This window comes from Sphingopyxis sp. (genome assembly GCF_035686825.1).
In the GTDB taxonomy this organism is placed as follows: Bacteria; Pseudomonadota; Alphaproteobacteria; order Sphingomonadales; family Sphingomonadaceae; genus Sphingopyxis.
Window position 1 is genome coordinate 154,256 of the sequence record NZ_DASRYZ010000006.1, and the last position, 23,957, is coordinate 178,212.

Annotated in this window: 18 protein-coding genes; 13 read left to right on the forward strand and 5 right to left on the reverse strand. The window is 66.4% G+C overall.

Going from position 1 to position 23,957, the window contains the following annotated elements; genetic code table 11:
* Positions 1–31 precede the first annotated feature (31 nt).
* The 9 genes from VFG17_RS14180 to VFG17_RS14220 all read left to right on the forward strand — a co-directional run bounded on the left by VFG17_RS14180 (position 32) and on the right by VFG17_RS14220 (position 11,945).
* Positions 32–1,570, forward strand: a complete 1,539-nt coding sequence (locus VFG17_RS14180) for a tryptophan halogenase family protein (protein ID WP_325030031.1) — start codon at positions 32–34, stop codon at positions 1,568–1,570.
* A gap of 11 nt (positions 1,571–1,581) precedes the next feature.
* Positions 1,582–2,301 (forward strand): SapC family protein, encoded by a 720-nt coding sequence (locus VFG17_RS14185; RefSeq protein ID WP_325030032.1) that lies wholly within the window; start codon positions 1,582–1,584, stop codon positions 2,299–2,301.
* On the forward strand, positions 2,294–3,325 hold the full coding sequence (locus VFG17_RS14190; protein ID WP_325030033.1) for a cupin-like domain-containing protein: 1,032 nt from the start codon (positions 2,294–2,296) through the stop codon (positions 3,323–3,325). Before VFG17_RS14185 ends, VFG17_RS14190 begins: the two co-directional genes overlap by 8 nt.
* On the forward strand, positions 3,322–4,821 hold the full coding sequence (locus tag VFG17_RS14195; RefSeq protein ID WP_325030034.1) for a tryptophan halogenase family protein: 1,500 nt from the start codon (positions 3,322–3,324) through the stop codon (positions 4,819–4,821). The genes VFG17_RS14190 and VFG17_RS14195 overlap by 4 nt, the downstream gene beginning before the upstream one ends.
* Complete coding sequence (locus VFG17_RS14200) at positions 4,821–5,762, forward strand: glycoside hydrolase family 16 protein (protein ID WP_325030035.1); 942 nt, start codon at positions 4,821–4,823, stop codon at positions 5,760–5,762. The genes VFG17_RS14195 and VFG17_RS14200 overlap by 1 nt, the downstream gene beginning before the upstream one ends.
* Positions 5,762–6,823 (forward strand): LacI family DNA-binding transcriptional regulator, encoded by a 1,062-nt coding sequence (locus VFG17_RS14205; RefSeq protein ID WP_325030036.1) that lies wholly within the window; start codon positions 5,762–5,764, stop codon positions 6,821–6,823. Before VFG17_RS14200 ends, VFG17_RS14205 begins: the two co-directional genes overlap by 1 nt.
* Positions 6,816–8,009, forward strand: a complete 1,194-nt coding sequence (locus VFG17_RS14210) for an MFS transporter (protein WP_325030037.1) — start codon at positions 6,816–6,818, stop codon at positions 8,007–8,009. The genes VFG17_RS14205 and VFG17_RS14210 overlap by 8 nt, the downstream gene beginning before the upstream one ends.
* 100 nt (positions 8,010–8,109) lie before the next feature.
* Positions 8,110–10,587 (forward strand): glycoside hydrolase family 3 protein, encoded by a 2,478-nt coding sequence (locus tag VFG17_RS14215; RefSeq protein ID WP_325030038.1) that lies wholly within the window; start codon positions 8,110–8,112, stop codon positions 10,585–10,587.
* Between the two features lie 47 nt (positions 10,588–10,634).
* Positions 10,635–11,945: a sugar MFS transporter gene (locus VFG17_RS14220; RefSeq protein WP_325030039.1), complete on the forward strand. Its 1,311-nt coding sequence runs from the start codon at positions 10,635–10,637 to the stop codon at positions 11,943–11,945.
* Positions 11,946–12,016: 71 nt separating this feature from the next.
* Here the strand turns inward: VFG17_RS14220 and VFG17_RS14225 are convergent, their stop codons facing one another.
* Positions 12,017–13,153, reverse strand: a complete 1,137-nt coding sequence (locus VFG17_RS14225) for a diguanylate cyclase (RefSeq protein ID WP_325030040.1) — start codon at positions 13,151–13,153, stop codon at positions 12,017–12,019.
* Between the two features lie 206 nt (positions 13,154–13,359).
* On the opposite strand from VFG17_RS14225, the gene VFG17_RS14230 reads away from it, so the two are divergent.
* The gene (locus tag VFG17_RS14230; protein ID WP_325030041.1) at positions 13,360–14,718 is read left to right on the forward strand and encodes a RimK family alpha-L-glutamate ligase; all 1,359 of its coding nucleotides are present in this window, start codon (positions 13,360–13,362) and stop codon (positions 14,716–14,718) included.
* Positions 14,715–15,506, forward strand: a complete 792-nt coding sequence (locus VFG17_RS14235) for a sulfite exporter TauE/SafE family protein (protein WP_325030042.1) — start codon at positions 14,715–14,717, stop codon at positions 15,504–15,506. Before VFG17_RS14230 ends, VFG17_RS14235 begins: the two co-directional genes overlap by 4 nt.
* A 4-nt stretch (positions 15,507–15,510) precedes the next feature.
* On the opposite strand, the gene VFG17_RS14240 is transcribed toward VFG17_RS14235, so the two are convergent.
* Entirely contained in the window at positions 15,511–17,640 is a 2,130-nt protein-coding gene (locus tag VFG17_RS14240) for a S9 family peptidase (protein ID WP_325030043.1), read from the reverse strand.
* 292 nt (positions 17,641–17,932) lie between these two features.
* Here VFG17_RS14240 and VFG17_RS14245 point away from each other — a divergent pair, with 292 nt between their 5' ends.
* Positions 17,933–20,125 (forward strand): TonB-dependent receptor, encoded by a 2,193-nt coding sequence (locus VFG17_RS14245; RefSeq protein WP_325030044.1) that lies wholly within the window; start codon positions 17,933–17,935, stop codon positions 20,123–20,125.
* 212 nt (positions 20,126–20,337) lie between these two features.
* Here VFG17_RS14245 and VFG17_RS14250 read toward each other — a convergent pair whose 3' ends face one another.
* The 3 genes from VFG17_RS14250 to VFG17_RS14260 are packed head-to-tail and all read right to left on the reverse strand — an operon-like array spanning position 20,338 to position 22,879.
* Positions 20,338–21,351, reverse strand: a complete 1,014-nt coding sequence (locus VFG17_RS14250; RefSeq protein WP_325030045.1) for a histone deacetylase family protein — start codon at positions 21,349–21,351, stop codon at positions 20,338–20,340.
* Positions 21,348–21,926 (reverse strand): FMN-binding negative transcriptional regulator, encoded by a 579-nt coding sequence (locus VFG17_RS14255; protein ID WP_325030046.1) that lies wholly within the window; start codon positions 21,924–21,926, stop codon positions 21,348–21,350. Before VFG17_RS14255 ends, VFG17_RS14250 begins: the two co-directional genes overlap by 4 nt.
* A complete protein-coding gene (locus VFG17_RS14260; protein ID WP_325030047.1) occupies positions 21,923–22,879 on the reverse strand; it encodes an alpha/beta hydrolase in 957 nt (318 codons plus the stop codon). The genes VFG17_RS14255 and VFG17_RS14260 overlap by 4 nt, the downstream gene beginning before the upstream one ends.
* 176 nt (positions 22,880–23,055) lie before the next feature.
* On the opposite strand from VFG17_RS14260, the gene VFG17_RS14265 reads away from it, so the two are divergent.
* Positions 23,056–23,814 carry a helix-turn-helix transcriptional regulator gene (locus VFG17_RS14265; protein ID WP_325030048.1) on the forward strand — a complete coding sequence of 253 codons (759 nt, stop codon included), beginning with the start codon at positions 23,056–23,058 and terminating at the stop codon, positions 23,812–23,814.
* Positions 23,815–23,957 lie beyond the last annotated feature (143 nt).

Consider the following 23,957-nt stretch of genomic DNA (forward strand, 5'->3'; position numbering starts at 1 on the left):
GCGATGGAAGCTTGGCTTAGGATCGACGGCAATGAATAGCGCGATCGAGAGGGTTGTCATCGTGGGCGGCGGCACCGCCGGCTGGCTGACGGCGTCGCGCCTCGCCAGTTCGCCGCGGGCGAGGGCAGGCCGGCTTTCGGTCACGCTGATCGAAGCGCCCGATATTCCAACGATCGGCGTTGGCGAGGGCACTTGGCCGACGATGCGCGCGACCCTCGCGGCGATCGGCATCGGCGAGAGCGAATTCCTCGCCGCGTGCGACGGATCGTTCAAGCAGGGATCGCGGTTTGACGGCTGGGTCACCGGCGCGGCGGACGATCGCTATCTGCATCCCTTCACGCCGCCGCCCGCGGTGCCGACGGCCGAACTACTCGCGGCATGGCGGTCGGGCGCCCCCGACCTGTCCTTTGCCGCGGCGATGACGCCGCAGGCGCATGTCTGCGATTTGGGCCTTGCGCCCCGGCAGCGGGCGATGCCCGATTATCAGGGCGCGGCGAACTATGCCTATCACCTCGATGCCGGGAAATTCGCGGCGCTGCTCGCGCGCCACGCGGTGCAGCAGCTTGGCGTGCGGCATATTCCGGATCATGTCACGGGCGTCGATCCCGACGGCGCCGGCGGGATCGCGTCGGTCGCGACACGGCAGAACGGCGCGATCGCGGGCGAGCTGTTCATCGACTGCACCGGCCATGCGTCGCTGCTGATCGGCGGGCATCTGGGCGTCGACTGGATCGATCGTGGCGACATATTGTTCAACGACCGTGCGCTCGCGGCGCAGGTGCCGGTGACGCCCGGCAGCCCGGTCGCGTCGCAGACGGTATCGACCGCGCATGAAGCGGGCTGGATCTGGGACATTGGCCTCCCGGAACGTCGCGGCATCGGCTGCGTCTATGCGAGCCGGTTTATGGACGACGACAGGGCGGAGGCGGTGCTGCGCGCCTATATCGCGCGCGCGTTGCCGGACGCGCCGGAGGTTCCGGCGCGGCGGCTGAGCTTCCCGACCGGGCATCGTGCCCGCTTCTGGGAGGGCAATTGCATCGCGATCGGCCTGTCGGCGGGCTTCATCGAGCCGCTCGAAGCGTCGGCGATCGTGATGATCGAATTGTCGCTGAATGCGCTGATCGACAATTTTCCCGCGAGCCGCGCGGCGCTACCGATCCACGCCGCGCGCTTCAACGAGCTGTTCCGCTATCGCTGGGACCGCATCGTCGAATTTCTCAAGCTGCATTACGCGCTCAGCCGGCGCGAGGAGCCCTATTGGCTGGCGCAGCGCGAGGCGGCGCATATCCCGCCGCGACTGGCCGAGATGCTGGCGCTCTGGCGCGATCAGCCGCCATCGGCGTGGGACTTCCCACGCGTCGACGAGATTTTCTCCGCCGAGAGCCACCAATATATTCTCTATGGCATGGGCTTTCCGGTTCCCGCCGAACTGCCGACGGTGGGCGTGCGTGCGGAAGGCCTGCTTGCCGATACCCGCCAGCGCGCGCGTTCGCTTGCGGCTGCGCTCCCCGCCAATCGCGATTATCTCGACGCGCTGCGACCCGGCCCCCATGCCGCCGCGATGCGATAGGAAGGAATTTGATGACCCGCCACGCCGTCCTCGACAACATGACCCATCGCGAATTGCGTGTGCGCACCGACGCGGGGGCCGAACTGGGCGACGACATCATGGCGACGCTGACCGTGCCGAGCGAATTCCGGCGCGTGCAGGCGCATTTCCCGATCCTGTTCCGCCGCGAAACGGGGCGCGACGATTTCACCGCGCTGGCGATGTTCGGATTCCAGAATGGCGAGAATCTGTTCCTCGAAGGCGGGCGCTGGGACGCGCGCTATCGCCCGCTGTCGCTGGCGATCGGGCCGTTCCTGATCGGGCGTCCGGCGGGCGGCGAGGGGGTGGGGCAAGTTCATATCGACCTCGACCATCCGCGGATCGCCGATGCGAGCGAGGGGGTGCGGCTGTTCGACGGCGAAGGGAAGGCGACACCCTATCTGGACGAGATCGCCGAGCGGCTTGGCGACCTTGACGAAGGCTATCGCGAGAGCCGCGCCTTCTACGATGCGCTGCTGGTTTATGACCTGCTCGAACCCTTCAGCCTCGAGGTCACGCTCGACGACGGTTCGGTCCACTCGCTCGTCGGTTTCCACATCATCGACGAGGCGAAGCTGCGCGCGCTCGACGCCGAGGCACTCGGCGCGCTGCACGCGGCGGGGCATCTGATGCCGATGTTCATGGCGCTCGCGTCGCTGTCGCAGCTGTCGGCGCTCGTCGCGCGCAAGAACCGCAGGCTCGGCGGTGGCTGAACAGCCCGGCGCCTTTACCGACCGCCTCGCGCGGGTGCCCGAGCGTGACTGGGATAAGGGGGCGGGGCTCGACGCGTTGCTCGAAGGCGCGCGCGAGCCCTTTGTCCTTCGCGGGCTCGTCGCCGGCTGGCCGCTCGTCGAAGCGGGCAAAGGGTCGGCGCGCGATGCGCGGCGCTATCTGCTGGGTCATGCGCGCGACCGCCCGTTCAAGGTGTCGATCGGCCCGCCGGGGCACGACGGGCGCCTCTTCTACGACGACGAAATGCAAATGAATTTCCGCGTCGGGACGGGCAAGCTCGCCGATATTTTCGCCGGTATCGATACCGCCGAGGAACGCGGCGAGGCGCGCACCGTCTATCTGGCATCGATCGATATTCCGTCGCATTTCGACGGGCTCGACGAAGCGAACGGGGTCGAGCTTGGCGACCGCGATCCTTTGAAGAGCATCTGGATCGGCACGCGGACCAAGATCGCGGCGCACAACGACTTTCCCGACAATCTGGCGTGCTGCGCGGTCGGGCGCCGCCGCTTCACGCTGTTTCCGCCGGGCGCGTTCCGCGACCTTTATCTGGGGCCGATCGACAATACGCCCGCGGGGCGCGTCGTCAGCATGGTCGATTTCGACGCGCCCGACCTCGCGAAGCATCCGCGCTTTGTCGACGCAATGGCCGAGGCGCTGACGGTGGAGCTCGAGCCCGGCGATGCGATCTTCATCCCGTCGATGTGGTGGCACCATGTCGAGGGGCTCGCGGAGTTCAACATCCTCGTCAATTACTGGTGGCGCCGCACCCCCGCCTGGCTCGGCCAGCCGCAGGCTGCGCTCAACCATGCGATCCTCGCGATCCGCGACCTGCCGGCGGAAGACAAGGCGATCTGGCGCGAACAGTTCGACCATTATGTCTTCGAAAACGACACCAGCGTCACCGACCATATCCCCGAAACCGCGCGCAGCATCCTCGCCCCGCTCACGTCCGAGACGGCGGGACGGCTGCGCGCCTTCTTGCTGAGGGCCTTGAGTAAATGAGCGACAGAAAACCGGTTCAGCGCGTCGTAATCGCGGGTGGCGGCACCGCGGGTTGGATGATGGCCGCGGCGATCGCGCGCACGATGGGGCATACGGTCGATCTGACGCTCGTCGAGTCCGAAGCGATCGGGACGATCGGCGTCGGCGAATCGACAATCCCGCCGCTCGTCAATTTCAACCGCATCCTCGGCATAGCCGAAACCGAGTTCATGCGCGCGGCGCAGGCGACCTTCAAGCTCGGCATATTGTTCGATAACTGGAAGCATGACGGCGACAGCTATTTCCACAGCTTCGGCCTCAGCGGGAAGGATCACTGGTCGGCGGGCTTCCAGCATTTCTGGCTCAATGCGCGCGAGCGCGGGCACGAGCAGCCCTATGCCGATTATTGCCTCGAGCTCGTCGCGGGGATGCAGGGCAAGTTCGCCCACCTTCCCGAAGAGCGCATGAACTATGCCTATCATGTCGATGCGACGCTCTATGGCCGCTATCTGCGCAAACTGGCCGAGGCCGACGGCTGCAAACGTGTCGAGGGCAAGATCGCGCGCGTCGAACTCGATGGGGAGAGCGGTGACATCGCGGCGCTGCACCTCGACGGCGAGCGGCGGATCGAGGGTGATATGTTCGTCGACTGCACGGGCTTTCGCGGCCTGCTGATCGACGGGGCGCTGCACGCCGGGTTCGAGGATTGGGGGCACTGGCTGCCCAACGACAGCGCGATCGCGGTGCAGGCGAAGCATCAGGGGCCGCCGATGCCCTATACGCAGGCGATCGCGCACGACGCGGGCTGGCAATGGCGCATCCCGCTGCAGCATCGCATGGGCGCGGGGATCGTCTATTCGAGCGGCTATCTGTCGCGCGACGCCGCCCATGACCGGTTGATGAGCAGCGTCGGCGAGCCGCTGATCGAACCCTTCGATATCAAGTTCCGGGGCGGGGTGCGGCGCAAGCAATGGTTCCGCAACTGCGTCGCGGTGGGCCTCGCCGGCGGCTTCGTCGAGCCGCTCGAGGCGACGACGGTGCATCTGATCCAGCGCGCGGTGCTACGCTTCATCCGGCTGATGCCGAACGGCCGCGTCAGCGAGCGCGACGCGATGGAGTTCAACGACCAGCAGCGGCTCGACATCGAGCAGATCCGCGACTTCGTCGTCCTGCACTATAAAGCGACCAACCGGCGCGACAGCCCCTTCTGGCGCCATGTCGCCGCGATGCCGATCCCCGATTCGCTGCAGCAGAAGATCGAGCTGTTCCGCGAAACCGGCCGCGTCTTCCGCAAGAATGAGGAGCTGTTCGCCGAGAATAGCTGGGTGCAGGTGATGATGGGGCAGGGGATCGAGCCGCAGACCTATCACCCGATCGCCGCCAAGCTGCGCGACGACGAGGTCGAGCGCCTGTTCCAGACGCTGCGCGACAATATCGAGCAGACGGTCGCGACACTGCCCGAGCATCATGCCTATGTCGCGCGCTATTGCGGCGCCGAGGAGCCGAAGGCGGCCTGATGCGCGCCGCGGCGATCCTGATGCTGGCGGCCGCGCCGGCCGCCGCCGCGGCGCAGCAGCCCGCGGACGCCGGATGGCGGCTCGTCTGGTCGGACGAGTTCGACGGCGGCGCGATCGATCGCGGCAAATGGGATTTCGACGTCGATTGCTGGGGCGGCGGCAACGACGAGCGCCAATGCTATACCGACCGGCCGCGCAACGCCGCGGTCAGGGACGGCAGGCTGGTCATCACCGCGCGCAAGGAGGCGATGACCGGGCCCCGCTTTCCGCTCTCGCAGCGCGGCGACCCAGAAAAGGCGGCGGCAGAGGCGACGAAGCCCTTTACCTCCGCGCGGCTCGTGACGCGCGGCAAGGCGGCGTGGACCTATGGCCGGATCGAGGTGCGCGCGAAGCTGCCGCAGGGGCAGGGGACGTGGCCCGCGATCTGGATGCTGCCCGAGACCAATCATTATGGCGGCTGGGCGGCGTCGGGCGAGATCGACATATTGGAGGCGGTGAACCTCGGCGTGCGATGCGACGAATGCGCGGGCGGGGTAGAGAACCGCATCCTCGGCACGCTGCATTTCGGCGGCCAGTGGCCGGGCAACAAGCATAAGGGCGACGAGACCGCGCTCCCGGCGCCGCTCGATGGCTTTCACGTCTTTGGCATCGTCTGGGAAAAGGGGAAGATCGTCTGGACCGTCGACGGCAAGCCCTATGCGACGCGCGTCGCGAGCGAGTGGTCGACGAGCGGATCGAACGATCCTGCGGCGCCGTTCGACCGGCCCTTTCACCTGATCCTCAACCTCGCGGTCGGCGGCGGGCTCGCCGAGGGACGCGGGCTGAAGGGAGTCGACGAAAGCGGATATCCGAAAATTATGGAAATAGATTGGGTTCGCGTCTGGCAATGTGGCGATGATGCCGTTAGCGATTGCCGCACCACGGGGGATCAAGAAGAATAATGGGGCGTCGGCGGCAGTCGGTCACGATCAAGCATGTTGCAGCCGACGCGGGGGTGTCGCTGCAGACGGTGAGCCGCGTCATCAACGACGAGCCCAATGTCCGTCCCGAAATGAAGGAGCGCGTCCAGGCGTCGATCGACAAGCTTGGCTATGTGCCGTCGATCGCGGCGCAGCGGATGAGCGGTTCCAGATCCTATCTCATCCTCGCGATCAACGACCGCGAACGCACGATCGCCGACTGGCAGGGTCGGCAGGGCATCGACTGGGTCGACCAGATGCTGCTCGGCGGAATGCTGAAATGCGCCGAATATGGCTATCGCATGATCTTCGAGCTGGTCGACACGCATAACGACCATGTCGAGCGCGAGCTGCGTGCGGCGATCGCGGCGCTCCAGCCCGACGGCGTGATCCTGACACCGCCGCATTCGGACAATCCGCTGATCGTCGGCCTGCTCGACCAGCAGAAGATTCCGTTCGCGCGCATCGGGTCGCGCGGCGGCTCGGCCGGGATCGCGCTGACGATGGACGACGAGGGGTCGGCGCGGCGCGCGGCGCGCCACCTGATCGACCTCGGGCACCAGCGCATCGGCTTTATCGCGGGGTCGCCCGAATATAGCCTCAGCCGCTGGCGTATCGACGGCTGGATGGGCGAAATGGCGGAGGCCGGGCTGGCGACCGAAGGCCTGCTCGTGGAGGGCGATTTCACCTATGCCTCGGGCGCCGCCGCCGCGCGGCGGCTGCTCGATGGTGCGAGCCCGCCGACCGCGATTATCGCGAGCAGCGACCAGATGGCGCTCGCGACGCTGGAGGTCGCGCGCGAAAGGGGGCTCGACGTGCCCGGGCAGCTTTCGATCGTCAGCTTCGACAATACCCCCGTGGTGCGCTTCACCCAGCCGGCGCTGACCGCGGTCGACCAGCCGGTCGCCGAGACCGCATCGCGCGCGGTCGAGCTGATCATCGCGGCGCAGCGCGGCGCCCCGCGCCCGACCGAGCCGACGCGCGTGCAGGGCGGGCTGGTTCCGCGCGGGTCGACCGCCGCGCCGGCCGCCGTTCATGGCTGACGCCGGCCCGGTTCGCCGCCAGTCTCTCCCGTTCCTGCTTCTCTATGCGCTCGCCGCGGCGGGCGGCGCGATCGCCTATGTGCCGTTCCTGACGATCTGGCTGCCGTCGCGCATGACCGAGCTGGCCGGGCCGGCGGACGTCCAGACGCTAGGCTATGTCACCTTCTTCGGCGCGATCGCCGCGAGTGTCGGCGGAATCCTGTTTGGCTGGCTCAGCGATCGCACGCGCAGCCGCCGCGCGTGGGTGCTCGCCGGGCTGATCCTCAGCATCACCTTGCTGCTCCTCGTTCCGCTGGCGGAGGATGTCTGGACGCTGGTCGGCATCATCATCGCGTGGCAGCTGACGCTCAACATGATGCTCGGGCCGCTCGCCGCCTGGGCGGGCGACTGCGTTCCCGATGCGCAGAAGGGGCTGCTCGGCGGGCTGCTCGCTTTCTCGCCCGCGCTTGGCGCCTGGTCGGGCGCGCTCGTGACCTGGCCGGGGCTGGTGTCGGGCGAGAACCGCCTGATCGTCATCGCGCTGCTCGTCGCGGGCGCGGTGCTTCCCGTGCTGCTGCTCGGCCGGCCGCGTGCCTTTCCCGAACTGACCGCACCCCCGGCGCGCGCTGCCGATGCGCCTCGGCAGCGCCCGAGCGGGCCGGCGGTGCGGATGTGGCTCGCGCGCCTGCTCGTACAGATCGCCGAGGCGGCGCTTTTCGCCTATCTCTATTTCTGGTTCCGGTCGATCGATCCCGATATGCAGGACAATGAAAAGGCGCGTATCTTCGGGGTCGCGCTGACGCTTGCGATCCCGATCGCGCTGGCGAGCGGCCGCTGGGCCGACCGCAACGACCGGCCCTTCCTGCCGCTGGTCGCCAGCGCGGCGGTATCGGCGGCGGGAATGATCGGCATGGCCTTTGCGACCGAGCTCGACACGGCAAAGGCGAGCTATCTTGTGTTCGGCGTCGCGACGACGGTGTTCCTGTCGCTCCATGCCAGCCAGACCTTGCGCATATTGCCGCGTTCGGACCGGCGCGGACGCGACCTCGGCATCTTCAACCTGACCAATACGATGCCGTCGCTGATCATGCCCTGGCTGACCATTTCGCTTGTCCCCGGCTTCGGATTCGATGCGCTTTTCCTGTTGCTTGCGGGGCTCACCGCGATCGCGGTGCTCCTGCTCGCGACGATGCCGCGTCCGCGCTGATCCAGCTTTCAAAACATCCCGAACTGAGTGCTTGATTTCATTCGGTCGCTATGCGACATCAAATCTTGATAACGTTCACATATGAGGGATGGGAGAGACGATGCGCCGACAGGCAATGGTGATCGCGACTGCGCTGCTTCTGACGGGAACCGCAATGGCAGCAACGCAGGACGCAGGTGAGGCCGCGGCCGTCCATCCCGAACTCTGGCCCGCGGCGAAGAGCCCCGCCGCGATCACCGACGCCGCCACCGAGGCGCGCATCGATGCGCTGCTGAAGAAGATGACGATCGAGCAGAAGGTTGGCCAGCTGATTCAGGGCGACATCAGCACGATCACGCCCAAGGATCTCGAAACCTATCCGCTCGGATCGATCCTCGCGGGCGGTAACAGCGGGCCGAACGGCAACGAACGATCGAGCGCGGCCGACTGGGCGAAGCTCGTCGGCGAATTTCGCGCCGTCTCGATGAAACCGCAGGCGAACGGCGTCGCGATCCCGATCATTTTCGGTGTCGATGCGGTCCACGGACATAATAATATCCCGGGCGCGACGCTGTTCCCGCACAATATCGGGCTCGGCGCGGCGCGCGATCCCGAATTGATCCAGCGCATCGGCGCGGTCACCGCGGCCGAAATCGCGGGCAGCGGCATCGAATGGACCTTCGCGCCGACGCTCGCCGTGCCGCAGGATCTGCGCTGGGGCCGCAGCTATGAAGGCTATGCCGCCGACCCACAGCTCGTCGCCGAATATGCGAAAGCGATGGTGCTGGGGCTGCAGGGGCCGCTCTTGGCAGGTAAGACCATCGATGCAAGCCATGTCGCCGCGACCGCCAAGCATTTCCTCGCCGACGGCGGGACGTTCGAGGGCAAGGATCAGGGCGATGCGAAGATCGATGAAAAGGAACTGATCGCGAAGCATGGACAAGGCTATCCCGCCGCGATCGACGCCGGCGCGCTGACCGTGATGGCGAGCTTTTCGAGCTGGCAGGGGATCAAGCACCACGGCAACAAGGGGCTGCTCACCGACGCCCTCAAGAAGAAGATGGGCTTCGAAGGCTTCGTCGTCGGCGACTGGAACGGCCATGGGCAGGTCGCGGGGTGCAGCGTCACCGATTGCGCGCAGTCGATCAACGCCGGGCTCGACATGTTCATGGCGCCCGACAGCTGGAAGGGTCTTTACGAAACGACGCTGAAACAGGCGAAGGACGGCACGATCCCCGCCGCGCGCCTCGACGATGCGGTGCGCCGTATCCTGCGGGTGAAATACAAGCTCGGCCTGTTTCCCGAGGGCCATGTCGACCGCAGCGTCGTGAAGGCGGTCGGCACGCCCGAGCATCTGGCGGTGGCGCGCGAAGCGGTCGCCAAGTCGCTGGTGCTGTTGAAAAACAACGGCAGCGTCCTGCCGGTGAAGCCCGGCGCGCGGGTGCTCGTCACCGGGCCCGGTGCCGACAATATGGCGATGCAGTCGGGTGGCTGGACGATCAGCTGGCAGGGCACCGACGTCGTGCGCTCCGATTTCCCGAACGGGCAGACGATCTGGGAAGCACTGAACAAATCGGTGCGCGATGCGGGCGGGGTCGCCACGCTGTCGGAGGATGGCGTTTTCAAGGAAAAGCCCGACGTCGCGATCGTCGTGTTCGGAGAGGCGCCCTATGCCGAGTTCCAGGGCGACGTCGCGACGCTCGATTATCAGCCGACCGAAGCCAGTGATCTGGCGACGCTCAAGAAGCTGAAGGCCGCGGGTATTCCGGTCGTCGCGCTCTTCCTGTCGGGGCGGCCGATGTTCACCAATCCCGAAATCAACGCCGCCGACGCCTTCGTCGCGGGCTGGTTGCCGGGCTCGCAGGGCGCCGGTGTCGCCGACGTGCTCGTCGCGGGCAAGGACGGCAAGACGGTGCGCAGCTTTACCGGCACCTTGCCTTTTGCCTGGCCCTCCGACGCGCGCTCGCCGGTCGAAAAGCCGCAGTTCGCAGTCGGCTACGGGCTGAAATATGGCGATACGACGACGGTGCCGCAGCTTTCCGAAGAGCTGGGCGTCGACATTTCGGCGGCGCTGAACGTCGAGAATTTCTTCTCGGGTGGCCGCGCGCGGGCGCCGTGGGCACTTTCGATCACCGACGCGGGCGGCAAGCGCCCCGTCGAGTCCGCACCGATCGCGAGCCCCGGCGGCATGCTCGCGGCGCGCTCGGTCGACGTGCGCGCGCAGGAGGACGGCAAGAGCTTCACCTGGACCGGCCCCGCGACGCTCGAATTGACCGGACCCTATGCCGACCTGTCGCGCCAGCTGAACAACAGCTTCGCGCTGCGCGTCGACTGGCGGATCGATGCCGCCGGCAGCGCGCCGGTCAGCCTCGCGCTCGGCGGCAGAGCATTCGACGTTTCGGCGGCGGTCAAGGCGGCGCAGGGACAGGTTTCGACGATCAAGATACCGCTGCGCTGCTTCGCCGATGCGGGGGCCAATTTGCGGCAGGTCGACAATGCGGTGACGGTCAAGGCGGACAAGGGCTTTGCCGCGACGCTGCTGAATACGAATGTCGAGGCGGTCGGCGAGAATCTGCCTTGCCCGCCCGCCGCAAAATGACAAGACCGGGCGCGGGTTAGCCTGAAAAAAAGGTTGGGGAGAGTGAAATGGCACTAGTGCCGAATGTCGCAACGAGTGCGGAACCGAACGCGGCCGGACAGCCGGGCAGGAGCGGTGGCAGCACCCGGGTGGTGCTGATCCTCGCTTTCGCGGTGTTTTTCCTGCTGGGCGGGGTGACGAATATCAACGACCTGCTCGTCGGTAAATTCAAGCCGATGTTCCACCTGACGCATGCCGAGGCGAACCTCGTGCAGATGGCGTTCTTTATCGCTTATGGCGCTTTTTCGATCCCCGCCGGCATCATCATGTCGAAGCTCGGCTATATCCGCACCTTCGTGCTCGGATTCATCATCGTGGCCGCGGCCGCTTTCCTGTTCATCCCGGCTTCGGCGGCGGCGTCCTATCCCGGTTTCCTCGCGGCGCTCTTTTGCATCGGTGCGGGGATCACGGTCCTGCAGGTTGCGATGAATCCGGTGATCACGACGCTGGGACCTGTCGAGACCTCGCACAGCCGGCTGACCTTTGCGCAGGCATTCAATTCGATCGGCGTGTTCCTGATGGTCTATGGCGGCGCGGCCTTCCTGCTCGGCGATGAGCAGCCGATCGACGCCGAGACCTCCACCGAGGCGCAAATTCAGGCCTATCGCGTCGCGGAGGGAGCTTCGATCGGGACCGCCTATATGTGGCTCGGCGTGCTGATGCTGGCGATCGCGGCGGTGTTCTGGATGTATCGTTCGGCGATCGACCACGCCAAGACCGACGCGGTGAAGCTCGAGGGCACCTGGGGCCTCTTGACCCACAACCGCCGCGTCCAGTTCGGCGCGCTGTGCATCTTCGTCTATGTCGGCGCCGAAGTGGCGATCGGTTCGAACCTGATGGCCTATCTCGCCGAGCCGAGCGTGATGGGGCTGGGGCTCCAGGCGGCGGGCAAGCTGGTTGCGATGTACTGGCTGGGCGCGCTGGTCGGCCGGTTGCTCGGCGGCTTCATCCTGCGACTGGCGAAGCCGGGGCGGGTGCTCACGACCTTTGCGGCCGGCGCGATTTCGCTGATCATCCTGTCGGCGGTGACCACGGGAGCGCTGTCGGGCTGGGCGCTGATTCTGGTAGGCTTCTGCAATTCGCTGATGTTCCCGACGATCTTCAGCCTCGCAACCGAGGGATTGGGCGAACGGACGCCGCAGGGATCGGGCATCATGTGCACCGCGATCATCGGCGGCGCGATCGTCCCGTTTCTGTTCGGCACGGTGGCCGATCTTAGCGGCGACATCCGTCTCGCGCTGGCGGTTCCGCTGATCTGCTATGCGATCATTGCGAGTTTCGGGGTGTGGACGACGACGCGTCCGGCGACGACGGCGTAACAACTGCCACGGGCGGCCGGCTCTGGTGCCGACCGCCCGCGGGCTCCCGCCCCCTCGCGGGAATAGGTGTTTCAGGCCGGGTCGGCGATGCGGATGCAGTTCCGGCCCGCGGCCTTGGCCTTGTAGAGCGCCTCGTCCGCGGCCTTGAGCGCGGCGCGCGTGTCGCCATAGCCGAAGACGTCGGCGACGCCGCCCGAGAAAGTGATCTGGCCGAAGGGCTCGTCGGTCTTGCGGTTGATCAGCCGCCGGTCTGCGAGCGCCTCGCGCGCGTCGTCGAGCTTCGCGGCGGCCTCGGTCGGGGTCAGGCCGCGAAACAGCATGACGAATTCCTCGCCGCCGTGGCGCGCGACATGGCAATGATCGTTCGAGATCCGCGCCAGCGTGTCGGCGATCGCCTTGATCACGCGGTCGCCCGCCTCGTGGCCGTGGATGTCGTTGACCTTCTTGAACTCGTCGATGTCGCAAAAGGCGACGCTCAGCGGTTCGACCGCGGCACGCGCTTCCTTGTGGTGGCGATCGAGCAGGACCTCGAAGGCGCGGCGATTGGGCAGGCCGGTCAGATAATCGAGCTCGGCGTCGCGCTTGGCGCGTTCGAGGCTCCGGCGCAGCGCTTTCGCCTCGTCCTCGCTCTTGCGCATGTCATCCTCGGCCTTGCGCGTGCGGTCGAGCATCACTTTCGCGAGGTCGGCGAGGCTGGAAACGATGCGGCCGGTCTTTTCGAGCTGTTCGAGGTCGGTGACATGCTGTTCGAGCTCGGTCCCATAGTCGCTCGTGACGGACCGGGCTTCCTTGGTGTTCGCCTGAAAGGCCTCGATATTGGTTTCGAGCCGCGTCATCAGCCGGTCGAGTTCGACGCGGTCGGGCTGGCCCGCTTCCTGATCATCGAGTTCGTTGAGCCATTTCTGGCTGATACCCTCGGCGGTCTGCGCCTGCGCGACGATCTGGCGGGCGAGCCGCGGGTTGCGCCCCGAAAAGGCGCCGTGCGCGATCAGGAGGTTCGTCGGCGAGACGTCGAGGTCGTTGTCGACGAGGAAGGAGGTGATCGAAGCGGCGAGCTCGTAACGCGCCTCGCGCGCGAGATGGCGCGGGCCGCCGGGGTCGGGGGGCGCAAGGCCTCCATCGGGGGCGCTGCCGCGTGGGTGGCGAAGCCCCAGCCAACCCAGGAGCCGCCCTACCGGCTCGTTCGATGCTGTCGCTTTGGTGGTCATGCGACATTTAACGAGCGTCGCCGAACAGGTTTAAGGCCGACACACCTCGTGGCAGCGGGATTTTCCAACCGAATCGGACCTGTTCCGGCGACGATCCGTGCAATCGGCGCGTCAAAACAGCGGTTTAGCGCGCGAGGTCGCGTGAATGATTGCGCGGGCGGCGCATTTTCTGGCACTTAGCGGGGCGATTTTCGAAGGAGCGAGCTTTGCTGGGCTGGATTTTATTCGCGCGCGACCTCGACCCCGCCTTGCCCGAGGTGCCCGAGATTCTGCGCTTTCAGGAAAGCGCCGCGGCGCGCGGAATCGAGCTCCACGTCCTGAAGCCGCACAATTTCGATATCGTCGCGGCGCCGGTCGACGGCTGGTCGGTCCATTATGAGGGCCATTCGCTCGAACGGCCCGACTTCATCCTGTGCCGGACGGGGGCGGAAACCGACTATTTCACGCTCGCAGTGCTTCGCCACTTCGAGCGTCGCGGCGTGCGGCTCATCAACGGCCCCGAGGCGATCGACCTTGTCGCCGACAAGCTGCACACGATGCAGCGGCTCGCGCGCGCCGGGCTGCCGATCCCCGCGACGATCCTCGGCAAATTCCCGATCGGGGTCGATGTGGTCGAGGAGGAACTGGGTTTTCCGGTGATCGTCAAGACGCTGCGCGGCACCCGCGGGACGGGCGTCCTGAAATGCGAGGATCGCAGCCAGTTCGAAGATCTTGCGGGGCTGCTCGAAAGCGCCGAAGCCAAGGCCGATTTCCTGTTCCAGCATTATGTCCGGTCGAGCCACGGCCGCGATGTGCGCGTGCTCGTGATCGGCGGGCGGGTGATCGCCGCCATGGAGCGGCGCTCGCCTGCGGGTCATTTCAAATCGAACGTCTCGCTGGGCGGTATGGGGGTCGCATACACGCCGACGGGCGAGATGGCCGATCTTGCCGCGCATGCCGCCGACACGCTGGGGCTGGAGGTCGCCGGGATCGACATTTTGTTCGACGACGAAGGGTACCGGATCTGCGAGGCAAACAGCGCGCCGGGGTTTCAGGGGCTCGAGCGCGCGTGCGGGATCGACGTCCCCGATGCGATCTTCGACTGGATCGAGGCGAGTCATGCGGCCGAGGCGCGGCCGATCAGGGGGGTGACCGGCGACGCGCTGATCGACCTCGTCTTCGGCGGCCGGCTCAGCCTGCGCTCGATCGGCGACCGGCTCGACGAGCCGCGCGCCTTTGCGCGCGCGGTCGGCGTCCGGCTCGTTGGCGCGGGGCTGGGGTCGGTCGTCTCGTCGCTGACGCCGGGGCGCCGCGCGACGCCGCACAGCCCCGTCGCACGGCGGCTCGAGGCGTTGCGCGCCGATGCGCGCGGCGTGCCGCTCGGGCTCGATAGCGACATCGATCAGGAGCAGACGCTGCTCACCATACTCGGCGTTTCGATCTGGGCGGCCGTACTGCCATGGCTGGCGGGCGCCGAGCCGGTGTTCGCGGGGGTGCTGTCGCTGATCGCGCTCGGCTTTCCCGGGGCGTTCCTCCTGACGCGCAGGACCGGCAAGGCGGCGCGCCGGCGGAAAGCCGCGCCATGACCGTCTTCGACGGGCTGACGCTCTGGGTGTTGCTGCCCTTCATCGCCGTGGGTTTTGCCGCGCAGCTGATCGACAGCGCGCTCGGCATGGCATTCGGCGTCATCGGGACCGCGCTGCTGCTCGTGCTCGGGCTGCCGCCGGTATCGGCGTCGGCGGCGGTCCATGTCGCGGAAAGCTTCACCGGCGGTGTGTCGGGGCTGAGCCATGCGATGCAGCGCAATGTCGACTGGCGGCTGTTCCGCCGGCTCGTCGTGCCGGGTATCGTCGGCGGGCTGATCGGCGTCTGGCTGCTCACCAACATCGACAACAGCATCGCGCGGCCGGTCGTGCTCACCTATCTGGGGGCGGTCGGCATCTATCTGCTCTGGCGCGGCGTGCGGCGCCCGCAAACCTATCGCAGCCTGAAATTCGTCGAGCCGCTGGGACTCGTAGGCGGGATCGCCGACGGGTCGGGCGGAGGCGGCTGGGGTCCGATCGTCAGCGCGAACCTGCTCGCTCAGGGGGCCGAGCCGCGCATGGTGATCGGCACGGTCAACGCGTCGGAGTTTTTCGTGAGCGTGACGATCGCTGCGGGGTTCATCGGCGCGATGGGCTGGCAGAGCTTCAGCACCGCCGCCATCGGGCTGCTGATCGGCGGGATCATCGCGGCGCCGATCGGCGCCTGGCTGGTCCGCCGCCTTCGCGCCGAGTGGCTCGTCGCTGCCGCCGGCGTGCTGCTCCTTCTCGCGAGCGCCTATGGTTTCCTTTTGCTGATGTTCGCGCCGGTGCCCGCATTCCGGGGCTTCTGACGGTTCAGCTCACGCAGCGCATCGCGAACGCCCAGAACAGAGCCTTTTCCTTATATTCGCTCGCGAGGTCGGCGCTGCCCTGGTGGCCGCTGTCCATGTCGGTCATCAGCATCGCGGGATTGCCGCTCGTCGATTGCCGCCGCACCTCGGCGACCAGCTTCGCCGGCTCCCAATAGGACACGCGATCGTCCTTCAGTCCGGCGGTGCAGAGCAGGGGCGGATAGGGGGCGGCGCGGACATTCTCATAGGGAGAGATCGACGCGATATAGTCATAGGCCTTGGGGTCGGCGAGCGGGTCGCCCCAGTCGGGACGGAACAGCGGGACGAGCGGATGCGCGGCATCGCTCATCGTGTTGAGCATGTCGACGAACGGCACTTCGGCGATCACGCCGCCCCACAGCGTCGGGGCGATATTCATGCTCGCGCCGACCAGCAGCCCGCCGGCCGAGAGGCCATAGGCGACGACCTTGCCCTTCGCCGTATAGCCTTCGGCGGCGAGATATTCGGCGCAGGCGATGAAATCGGTGAAGCTGTTGCGCTTGGTGAATTTGCGGCCGCCGAGGAACCATTGGCGGCCCTTTTCGGACCCGCCGCGGACATGCGCGATCGCATAGCGCCAGCCGCGATCGACGAGCGCGAGTGCGGGGATCGAAAATTCGGGATCGCTCGGGACGCCGTAGGAGCCATAGCCATATTGGAGGAGCGGCGCCTTGCCGTCCCTGGGCGCATCACGGCGCGACAGCAGCGTGACCGGCACCATTTCGCCATCGGGGGCGGGGGCGAACAGGCGCTCGACCTGATAATCGTCGGGGTCGAAGTTTTCGACCTGCTGTTGCCGGACGACCGTCTGTTCGCCGCTCGCGAGGTCGACGCGGATCCAGCGGCGCGGCGATTTGGGCGACTGGTGCGCGATCATCACCGATGCGGCATCATAGCTTTGTTCGAGCGGGAGTTCGACCGCATAGGCGGGATCGTCGAACGCGATCGCCTGTTCCGATCCGTCGGCGCGGAGGATGACGAGGCGGTGCAGGCCCTCGGCGCGTTCGAGGCGCACGAGCGCGCGATCGAAGGGCAGGATCGACAGGATCGGCGTGCCCGCGCGGTGCGGAACGAGCGCGCCTAGTGTGCGGAAATTCTTTGGATCGAGGCGCAGTAGCTGCATGTCGAACGCGTCGCCGAGATCGGTCAGCGCGACGAGGCTGCCGTCCCATTCGTCGATTTCGTAACGCACGCCCACCTTGCGCGGCCAGACCGTGGCGGGCGCGGCGGTTTCGTCGCGCGCGGGCACGAGGCGGACTTCGGCGGTCTCGGGACCGGCGAGCGTCAGCGCGACGAAGCCGTCGGCCGCGGTGCGCTTCACCTGCATGAAGATCGCCGGGTCCTTCTCTTCATAGACGAGGTCGGTGACCTTGCCGTCGACCGAGGTGCGATAGAGCCGCGTCGGCCGGTTGCGCGCGTCGCGCCAGATCCAGAACAGCCAGCGCGATGAGGGCGAAAAGACGAGCCCGCCATAGCCATAGGCGTCCTTGTCGACGATCGTGCGGATCGCGCCGCTGGCGTTGTCGCGGATGCAGATGCGGTGGCGGTCGTTGCCGATCACATCCTCGGCCCAGGCGAACCAGCGGTGGTCGGGGCTCGGCTGGTGGCCGGTGCTGCGGAAATAGGGCTGGCCTTCGGCGCGCTCGCTTTCGTCGACGAGCAGTTCGGCCTCTCCGCCGCCGCGCTGGCGGGTGTAGCGCGCGTGGGTGGCGCCCGGGGGGATCGCCGACGCATAAATCCAGCCGTCTTTTTCGAGCGCGGGCGCCGCTGCGGCATCCGAACCGCGCGCCAGCATCGCGCGCACCAGTTCGGCCTGCTCGGCTTCGGTCGGCTTCAGCACCGCCTCGGCATAGGCGTTTTCGTCGGCGAGCATTTTCGCGACGGCGGGGGGCAGGTTGGTGCGGCTGCGTTCGCCGCTCGCGGGGATGAATTTCATCCAGCTATAGGCGTCGTCGCGCTTGCGGCCCAATTGTTCGATCACGTCCGAAATGCGCGGCGATTGCGGCGGCGCGACCGCGGGCCAGCGTTCGGCCGAAGACTTGGCCCAAACAGCGCGATTTCCAAGCAAGAAGGCCGCCATCGCGGCACCGCTCATAAACGATCTGCGACCAGTATTTCCGATGCTGTGCATGCGACCCTCTTTCGATCGACGGGGATGTTCCGTCCAGTCTATGGCGGCGCCGATGGCTTACTGCGCCGATCAGGCCGCCCGCTCCATCGATCGGGCAAATTGGCTGCAAGCACCCACGAAACCGCGCTTTCCTGCGCTCGTCGGCTGGCCCAATCCGGCTGGATTATGGCCCGACCATCGCCGACACGCCAATTTCGCATGATAGCTTGAGGATCGGATTTTCCTACCAATAGGCAATATCAAAAGGGAGGCAGAAATGGGGTTTGCATCGATCCGGCGGGTCGCCGCGTGCGGTATCTCGGTCCTGGCGCTGGGCCATGCGACAGGGGCGCTGGCACAGGAAACCGACGACAACGAGATCGTCGTCACCGCCGCCAAGCGCGAACAGTCGGTGCGCGACGTCAGCGGATCGGTGAGCGCGGTCAGCGAAGCGACGCTGCAGAAACTCAACGCCCAGAGCCTTTCCGATTATATCACGCGCGTCCCCGGCGTCATATTCAACGACTATCAGCCCGGCGTGTCCGAAGTCGTGATCCGCGGCGTCGCCTCGTCGACCTATCACGAAGCCAATCAGGCGACGACGGGCTATTATCTCAACGAAGTGCCGCTGATCGAGCCGGGCTTCCCGCTCGTCATCCCCGATGTCGACAGCTTCGACGTCAGCCGCGTCGAGGTGCTGCGCGGGCCGCAGGGCACGCTGTTCGGCTCCTCCTCGCTCGGCGGCGCGATCAACTATGTGGTGAACGAGGCCGATCCCGCCCGGTTCGACGTCGGGTTCGAGGGCAATCTCGCGACCACCAAGGGCGCGGGCGAAGCGAGCTATGCGGCCAAGGCGATGGTCAACGTGCCGATCGTCACCGACAAGCTGGCGGTCCGCCTCGTCGCGCTCCAGCGGTACGACGCGGGCTATCTCGACAACACGCTGCTCGGCGAGGACGGCAGCAACGACCTTCGCGTGCGCGGTCTGCGCGGGTCGATCGTATTCACCCCGACCGAGACGACGCGCATCTCGGCGCTGAGCATGTATCAGGAATATGATCTCGACGATCAGACCTATGTGATCTTTGGTCCGCCCAAGACCTTTGAGCGCGCGACCAACGTGGCCGAATATCAGGACACGAGCTTCATGATGCACAGCCTCAGGATCGAGCAGGATCTGGGCTTCGCGACCCTCACGGCAGTCGGCAGCTATACCGAGAAGAAAGCCGATCTGGCGTTCGACAATTCGATCTTCAACGGCAATGATCCGCGCACCGACACCCCCGAACTCGCGAGCAGCAACGGCAAGTCGAAGACCGAATATGGCGAATTGCGGCTCGCGTCGCCCGATAGCGGGCGGTTCCGCTGGCTGCTCGGCGCCAATTACACGCGGCTGCGGTCGAACAACACCGACGGCACCTTTATCGAGGGCATCGCCGATTATATCGACGCGAACCCGGGCGAATTCGACGGCCAGCCGGGCAGCGAGCTTGCCCCCGGCGACCTCGCGACGCGGACGATCAGCAGCAACCGGGTGACCGAAAAGGCGATCTTCGGTGAGGCGTCGTTCGACATTGTCGACGCGCTGACGCTGACCGTCGGCGGCCGCCTGTTCGAATATCGCTCGCGTCCGCGCCTGCAATATCTTCCCAACGCCAATCTGGTCGACCCGTTCGACTTCGCGCCCGCGGCGGACAAGGATTCGGACTTCATCCCGAAAGTCTCGCTGACGTACAAGCCGTCGAACGACTTCATGGTCTATGCGCTTTATTCGGAGGGTTTCCGCATCGGCGGCGTCAACGTCTATTCGGCCGCCGTTCCCGGCCTGCCGCTGACATTCGAAAGCGACACGACGAAGAATTACGAGATCGGGACGCGCTTCGACCTGATCGACCGGACGCTGAGCGTCGACGTCACCGCCTATCATATCGATTGGGGCAACATCCAGGCGCGTCTGTTCACCCCGGTCGACTTCGACGCCTATACGGTGAATGGCGGCGGGGCGGACATCGACGGCGTCGAGATCAGCCTGAACCTGCGGCCGACGCGCAACCTCAGCTTTTCGTCGAACATCGCCTACAACGACGCACGCCTGTCGACGCTGCTGCCCGACAGCTTCGCGCCCGGCGGCGGCTATGCCAAGGGAACGCGGCTGCCGGGCGCGTCCGAATGGACGCTGTCGAACTCGCTCGATCTGAGCTTTGCCGACGCGCCGCTGAAACCGCGCTTCGGCATCGCGCACCGCTATCTGTCGAGCGCGCCCGTCGATTTCGCGGGGACGCTGGAGAAGGGCGATTTCCACCTCGTCGACCTCAACGCGTCGGTGACGGTGAACGACCGGATCGAGCTTGGGCTGTTCGCGAAGAATCTGTTCAACCAATATGGCATATTGAACGCGCCCTTCGCCTTCGCCGGCTCGGTCGCCCGGCCGCGCACGATCGGCGCGACGGTGCGTTTCAGCCTGGATTGACGATAGGAAGGGCCGCCCCGCTGGAAGGGCGGGGCGGTCATTTTTTGGGAGTGACCGGTTCCGGTTGGAAGCGGCCATCATATTTCTCGTCATCCCGGGCTTGACCCGGGACCCGCCTTCCTCCTGCTCAACGTCGAAAAGAAAAGGCAGGCCCCGGGTCAAGCCCGGGGTGACGAATTAGGGGACGTCCGCGTCCCACTCCCAAGCGGGCTTTACGCCTGAAACCCCGAAATGAACGCAGCAACATTCTTGCCGAGGTCGCCGACGGCGTAGCCGCCCTCCATCACGATCAGCGTCGGGACGCCGAGCGCGGCGATGCGGGCCGCGAGTTCGACATAATCCGCGCGTTCGAGCGCGAAGCTCGAGATCGGGTCGCTGCTGTGGGTGTCGGCTCCGAATGACAGTATGAGAAACTTTGCGCCCCATTTCGAGATCGCGGCCAGCGCGGTATCGAGCGCGGGCGCATAGCTTCGCCCGTCAGTGCCGCGGGGCAGGGGGAGGTTGAGCGTGGCGCCTTCGCCAGCGTCTTCGCCGCGCTCGTCGGCATGGCCCCAATAGAAGGGATAGTCGGTACGCGGGTCGGCGTGGATCGAGGCGAAATAGATGTCGGGATCTTCGTAGAAGATGTCCTGCGTTCCGTTGCCGTGGTGATAGTCGATGTCGAGGATCGCGACCGGGCCGAGACCGCGGTTCTGCGCCGCGCGCGCGGCGATCGCGGCGTTATTGAGGTAGCAATAGCCGCCCATATAGTCGCGGCCCGCGTGGTGGCCCGGCGGGCGGCAGAGCGCGAAGGCGTGTGTCTCGCCGCTCGTCGCCAGATGGTCGAGCGCGGTCAGCGCGCCCTGCGCCGACCAATAGGCCGACTGCCATGTTCCCGCCGCGATCGGCGTCCCGGCGTCATAGCTGTAGGCGCCGAGATCGGCATCGATACGCCTGAAACTCAGCGGGCGGCGGCGCCTGATCGGAAAGGTGTAGCCGATCGCATCGCCATTGCGACCTGCCGCGATCCAGTCGCGATGCGCGCGTTCGAGGAAGGCGAGATAATCGGCGTCGTGCACGGCGAGCAGCGGCGCCATGCCGAAGTCGCGCACCGGGCGCCAATCGGTAAGGGCATCGACGATCGAACGCGGGCGCTCGATATTTTCGGCATAGGGCACCCAGTCGCCATTGTGCAGTTCGCGCGACGGCGCATGCGCCATCTGGCGATCGTCGAAGAAGAGCTTCACCTTTTTGCCTGTCCTTCCATCCACGCCGCGAGCGTCCGGTCGCTGTGGCCCGCGACGATCTCGGCAAAGCCCCCTGCGCTTTCGTCCTGCCCGAGCTTGAAGCGGTGCTCGGCCGAGCGGACATGCGCGCGAAAGGCGATGATCTGATCGAGCATCTTTTCATAGCGGGCGCCGAGGCTCGCTGTCGACCAGGCGCCGTCTTCCATCCTCGCGACGAGCCGCTCGATCGCGTCCTTCGTTTCGTCCTCGACAAACTCGATTTCGACCGTGAAACGCAGCACGGCATAATTCCAAGTCGGCGCCCAGTCGGGCTTCGACAGCAAGGTCGTCGGGACATAGGCTTCGGGGCCGGTGAAGAGGACGAGCCCGCGCGGGTCGGCACGGAAATCGGCGACGAGCGGATTGCGCCGCCCGCAATGGCCGAACAGCGCCGTCACTGAGCCGTTCGCGCCGGTCTCGGCGAGCAGCGGCAGCGGGCTCGCGTGAAAGTCGCGCGAGACGAGCCAGGCGAGCGGATAGTCGCTGATGAGCTGGCTGACGTCGGCGGCATCGCGTGGTTCGTAGGGAGCGGTCATGCCTTCAGCGTATCACGGATCCACGCCGCCTGCTCGTCGAGCGCGCGGCTCGCGAGCGGTGCGATCGAAACGGCTTCGAGGAAGCTGTGCGTCGCGCCCTGGTAGGTGACGGCGCGGGTCGGGACGCCGGCTTCTTCGAGCTTTCGGGCGAAGGCGTCGTTGCAATCGGCCAATATGTCGCATTCGGCGATGGCGAGGAAGGCGGGCGGGAGCCCGGTCAGGTCGGCGCGCAGCGGCGCGACGAGCGGATCGGCGAGCTGTTCGGAGCCGTCGATATAGGCGGCCCAGAAGGCATCCATCTCGTCTGCCTCGAGTGAATAATCGCCCGCGCCGAAGCGCGCATAACTCGGCGTGCGTTCGGGGGCGAAGGCGCCATAGTTGAGCAGCATCGCGGCGGGCAGCGGGCGGCCGCGCTGGCGCTGCAGCAGGCAGGTGGCGACCGAGAGGTTGGCGCCCGCGGAATCACCGCCGATGAGCACCCGCTGCGAATCGAGGTTCAGCGCGTCGGCCTGCGCCGCGATCCAGTCGAGCGCGGCGGCGCATTCCTCAAGCGCGACGGGAAATTTGCTTTCGGGCGAGAGGCTGTAGTCGATGCCGATCACTGCGATCCCGGCGCGCGCGGCATATTCGCGCATCAGCCGGTCGTGCGTGTCGATGCTGAACAACATCCAGCCGCCGCCGTGGATATAGAGCATCACTGGCAGCTTTTCGTCCGCGACCGGGCGGTGGAGGCGCAGGCGGACGCCGCCCATGTCCATTTCACGCGTCTCCGCCATTATCGGGCCACCCTCCCGCCACGGACGGCGCACGCGTTCGGCGACCGCGCGGCGCACCGCCATGCCTGCGCCGACGGGAGCGGCATGTTCGGCATAGGCGGCGTTGATCGCATCGACGAAGCGGCGGATATCGGGGTCGGCCATGTCGTCCTGCACGGCGCTCAAGCCCTTTGACATATTTGATAATCCTTTGCGGAAACTGTCCTTGATCGCCTGATAGCCGCTGCGCCGCCCCATCTATCGCCCGAACGGGCCAATCACCGCAGCGGACAGGCCAGCGGAGCCATCACCGCTGGCCAGCGACGCGCATGGCCTATATTGATCACTTGTCCAAGACTCGCGAGGATCGGGCCATGAAGCATAGTGTCGATATTCTGACGACCGACCGTCCGGTGATGGCGCTGCAGGATGAATATCCCGCGGGCTTCATCGACCCGATGCACAGCCACGACCATATCCAGATTCTCTACGCCTCGGCGGGCGTGATGTCGGTGCGCACGCCCGAGACGAGCTTCGTGATCCCGCCGCAGCGCGCGGTGTGGCTTCCGGCCGGAACCCGGCACGAGGTCGCGTGCCGCGGCCCGGTCTCGCTGCGCACGCTCTATCTGCCCTGCGCGGGGCATGAGCATGAGCGGCAATGCCGCGTGTTCGAAGTGTCGACCCTCGTCAAATCGCTGATCCTTGAGGTCGTCGATTTTCCCGCGCTTTACGACATCGACGGGCGCGAGGGACGGATCATCGCGCTGCTGCTCGACGAGATCGGCCGGATGCCCAACGCGCCCTATCAGGTGTCGATGCCGTCGAACCCGCGTCTGCTGCGCGTCTGCAACGCGATCATCGCCGACCCTTCGGACCCGCGCGACATCGACGACTGGGCGGCGCTCGCGGCGATGGGGCGGCGCACCTTCACGCGCAGTTTCAAACAGGAAACGGGAATGGGGCTCGCCGTCTGGCGGCAGCAGGTGCGGTTGATGGAGGCGCTGTCGCTGCTCGCCGCCGGCGCGTCGATCACGCAGGTTACCTATGACGTCGGCTATGACAGCCCCAGCGGTTTCGCCGCGATGTTCCGCCGTGCCTTCGGCGTCCCGCCGAGCCAGTATCTGAAGCACTGAGGATGGGCTGGCAGTGTTCTAAACATCGCGAAGGTTCCTGTGTCCCCGCGAAGGCGGGGACCCATCATCGGCCAGCTCGAAATAGCACCGATCGGAGATGGGCTCCCGCCTTCGCGGGAGCACACAGCTTATTCAGTTAAAGA